Source organism: Vibrio sp. 10N.222.48.A3 (genome assembly GCF_041475345.1).
GTDB classification, from domain to species: domain Bacteria; phylum Pseudomonadota; class Gammaproteobacteria; order Enterobacterales; family Vibrionaceae; genus Vibrio; species Vibrio tasmaniensis_A.
In genome coordinates this window covers 1-553 of the sequence record NZ_JBFRVX010001698.1, presented here as the reverse complement: position 1 = coordinate 553, position 553 = coordinate 1, and the positions used below count along the sequence as shown (strand labels likewise).

The 553-nt window shown below is 38.2% G+C and carries 1 protein-coding gene; it reads left to right on the top strand.

Features of this window, described 5'->3' with window-relative positions:
* The first annotated feature begins 183 nt into the window (after positions 1-183).
* Positions 184-426, top strand: coding sequence for a phosphopantetheine-binding protein (locus tag AB4653_RS28470; RefSeq protein WP_032499777.1), 243 nt, complete (start codon positions 184-186; stop codon positions 424-426).
* Positions 427-553: the final 127 nt, after the last annotated feature.

Sequence of the window (553 nt, the reverse complement as noted above, 5' to 3'; positions counted from 1 at the left end):
AAGACCAACGCTTGGAAGTATTAAGATACCCAAATCGATTCAGCACAATTGACGCCTATCAATACATGTAAATGCTAATAATAATCATTTGTATATAACAATCAAGTGGTGATATCGTGTATAGCGAATTTGAGTGAAATATTGGAAGTAGAAGATAAACTTCCGAAAGAAAAGGAAATTATTTTGTCTAAGCAAGAAGCAAATATTGATCTGGTAGAAATAATCAGTCAGGTATTAAGTGTTCCAGTCGAATCGGTAAAGCCGGACGTTAACCTCATCGAACTCGGTTTGGATTCAATCAGTATGATGCGCCTAACAGGCCAACTAAGAAATGCAGGGATAAACATTAGCTTTGCCCAATTAATGGCGACGCCAACACTCGAATCTTGGCAGACGATCATGACCTCTACTGAAGCTACAGCCTAAATTAAGGTTCTGACTTCTAGCACCTTAAACATTTTGACAACCGTTTGGGATCAATAAACGCCTTGCTTTGAGCAAGGCGTTTTTATTATATCTAACCGATTAGAAGTACGGTTGCAAATGCACAAGT